The organism is Microcystis sp. LE19-10.1B (assembly GCF_027530565.1).
Taxonomy (GTDB): Bacteria; Cyanobacteriota; Cyanobacteriia; order Cyanobacteriales; family Microcystaceae; genus Microcystis; species Microcystis aeruginosa.
In genome coordinates this window covers 1-2,399 of record NZ_JAPZQM010000007.1, presented here as the reverse complement: position 1 = coordinate 2,399, position 2,399 = coordinate 1, and the positions used below count along the sequence as shown (strand labels likewise).

Below are 2,399 nucleotides of genomic sequence, written 5' to 3'. Positions count from 1 at the left end.
TAAAGCAGCTCTAAAGAGTTTTGAGTTAAAAGTTAAACTTCAAGTTTTCATTCAGGACAAATGTACTGATTAACTAATTTTTTGGGGAAAATTAGTTAACCCATCATTATAACATATAATTAATTTGCAAGAGTTCTACTGTTTGACCTAGAGTAACACATAAGTTACTATAGCAGTATGTCTATTATCAAAGTTCAAGAATATCTTCAAGAAGATGGTTCAAGTCCTTACCAAGAATGGTTTAATAGCTTGGATACCCAAGCAGCTGCGAAGGTAACAGTTGCTAAGTCTCGTTTGGAATTAGGCAATACATCAAATGTTAAATGGTTTGATGGAATTGGGGAATATAAGATTGATTGGGGTCCAGGATACCGAATTTATCTAGCTCAAGATGGTAAACAGCTTATAGTTTTATTTGGTGGGGGAACAAAGAAAAATCAGCAATCTGATATTAATCGTGCTAGAGAATTATACCAAGAGTACAAAAGACGAAAAAAAGAAATTAGCAAAGAGCAAAAATTTGACAATGATAGTAGAGAGAAAAGGTAGTTATTATGGCACTAACTAGAGACTTTAAAGAAACCGTTAATGCACGAGTGCAAAGAGATTCTGAGTTTGCGATAGCTTTACTTGATGAAGCTATTTCTCTTTTCCTGAATGGTGAACCAGAAACAGCAAGACTGATTTTGAGAGATATTGTCAATGCAACAGTAGGTTTTGAACAGTTAGCAATTGAAACTTCTAAACCTAGTAAAAGTTTACATCGGATGTTATCAGCCAAGGGTAATCCAACGATGGATAATTTGACTGCTATTTTCAATGTTTTGCGGAAAAAACTGAATGTTGATATTAATGTAAAAACGACGGTTATTTACCATTAAAATTCCATTATCTTGAATAAAATAGCGATGGTGCGAAGCGAACTGACAAGTCAGCGCTTGCGCTATCGCATTTCCTCACATTGACAAAAAAAGACGATTCCTACGGAGTTCTTCGCTATTAAACCAGCGAGTCATAGGATTTTATGATTCACTGGAAATTTTGATTGTAGATGATTTTGGGGTTAAGGTGTTGGAATAGATCAACATTTACGCCCGAATCACAGTAATTCTATATTGATTTTCCGTCACCAACACCTCAGTTGATAACCTTTCTTCCATAGGTAAAGCATTTTTCCGCCTATCAAAGATAAATAACCAACCAAAATCTAAACCCAAACATCCTAAATAAGATTCTAATTGTTCAATTCCATCAGCTTGAGGATCGCGCTTTTTATCCCGCCATACTTTCAATTCAATCCCTAAAATTACATCTTTATAACGCAGACATAAATCCATTCTATCGCTACCAATTGCATATTCCCTTTCTAAAACTCCCCCACCATTAACCACACGATGTAAAAAAGCCATTAATACAATATGGGGGGCAATTTCATGGTAAGCAGCACTACTTAATAATGGTTCGACCTGTTGTCGCCAAAACTTGAGAAATGCTGTTAATAAAGCATCTATATTTAATTCACCTTTTGCTGTCAACCAACTAGGACTAATTAAAGGTAAACTGTCCTGAGTTCCTTGGACTAAAACGCGGGGAATAACTTCACGATATATGGGGTTAGAAATAACTAATCCTCCCCTTGGATCACGTCTTAATAATCCTAAATCTATTAAATATTGCCTATCATCTGCTAAAGTATCAGGTAATGTTTGCCCTGCTAAAATTGGTTCAATAATATTTTTCACTCGTTTTTCCCTGAGTTTTTCCGCTAAACTATCTAAATGAGTATCTTGACGAGCAATTAATATTTTTTTGGCTGTTAAAATGTGTTCTTTGGTAATAGCAATGTTTCTATCTTTTACCATTTTTTCTACAATTTCTTTAGCTAAAGCATTGACTAACCAAGGTTGTCCTTGAGTTAAATCAAACGCTGTTTCGATAGCTTCTGGTGTGAAAATTTGTCCTGTTGCTGCTGTATGTTGTTGATATAATTCTCCTACTTCTGCAAGATTAAAATTTCTCATAGTCAGAGAAGCAACTTTTATATTAAAAGGACTAGATGTATTTAATCTATCACTACCTCCCGATGCTACTTTATAATCTCTCACATCTCGTAAACCAATTAATCCTACTGATGAGGGAAAATTTTCTGGACGTTTAGGAAAACCATCTCTTAACTGTCGTAAAACTGATATTAATGTTTGGTCTTGTAAAGAGTCAATTTCATCTATAAATAATACTATGGGACGATTGATAGCTTTTGCCCAACTTCTGGCTCTTCGTTACTTGTTATGGTTCGATAGGGGGGCATAAATCGACTAAATCCTTATCTGGCAAGAGACTTAATTGATTAGTTCGCTCTAGATAAAAAACAATTGACAAAAATCGCTAAATGCCTTTCT

General features: G+C 34.7%; 2 protein-coding genes and 1 pseudogene. 2 read left to right on the top strand and 1 reads right to left on the bottom strand.

Annotation, left to right across the window (positions count from 1 at the left end; translation table 11 throughout):
* Nucleotides 1–177 precede the first annotated feature (177 nt).
* Nucleotides 178–549 (top strand): type II toxin-antitoxin system RelE/ParE family toxin, encoded by a 372-nt coding sequence (locus O9332_RS00190; protein ID WP_002754997.1) that lies wholly within the window; start codon nucleotides 178–180, stop codon nucleotides 547–549.
* Nucleotides 550–554: 5 nt separating this feature from the next.
* Nucleotides 555–881 (top strand): helix-turn-helix domain-containing transcriptional regulator, encoded by a 327-nt coding sequence (locus O9332_RS00185; RefSeq protein ID WP_002754998.1) that lies wholly within the window; start codon nucleotides 555–557, stop codon nucleotides 879–881.
* Nucleotides 882–1,088: 207 nt separating this feature from the next.
* Here the strand turns inward: O9332_RS00185 and O9332_RS00180 are convergent.
* Nucleotides 1,089–2,267, bottom strand: a pseudogene (locus O9332_RS00180) (ATP-binding protein); the annotation flags it as partial.
* Nucleotides 2,268–2,399 lie beyond the last annotated feature (132 nt).